Origin of the sequence: Rhodococcus sp. LB1, assembly GCF_001583455.1 — a bacterium.
Lineage (GTDB): Bacteria > Actinomycetota > Actinomycetes > Mycobacteriales > Mycobacteriaceae > Rhodococcus_F > Rhodococcus_F opacus.
Map to the genome: position 1 here is coordinate 478 of NZ_LTCZ01000118.1, position 365 is coordinate 842.

Annotated in this window: 1 protein-coding gene; it reads right to left on the reverse strand. The window is 63.0% G+C overall.

Features of this window, described 5'->3' with window-relative positions; all coding sequences use genetic code 11:
- The coding region (locus AZG88_RS53755; protein ID WP_231914071.1) for a transposase at window positions 1-239 on the reverse strand (239 nt) is incomplete at its 3' end.
- Window positions 240-365: the final 126 nt, after the last annotated feature.

Here is a 365-nt window from a genome sequence, read left to right on the forward strand (position 1 = left end):
GGGATCGCCACGTCGAGGGTTCCGACGCGGGTGTCGAAGTCGCGGTGCCGGTATCCGTTACGCGAGTTGGTGCGCTCGTCGGAGCGTTGTCCGTAGCCGGCGCCGCACAGTGCGTCGGCTTCGGCGCCCATCAGGGTGTGGATGAACATCGTCAGTAGCTCGCGCAGCAGGTCGGGGCTTGCCCCGGTGAGTCGGTCGGTCAGGATCTGCTGCAGGTCGATATCGTGGGCACTGGTCATCGCGTGGTCCTTCATCGAGTGACTTTGGTAGGTCTCTCGAAGAGTCACGCGATGGCCACCTTCGTTGGCTACGACACGCCGGTCAGATGCGGAACCGGTTCATACACCATCTTCATGGACGCAACC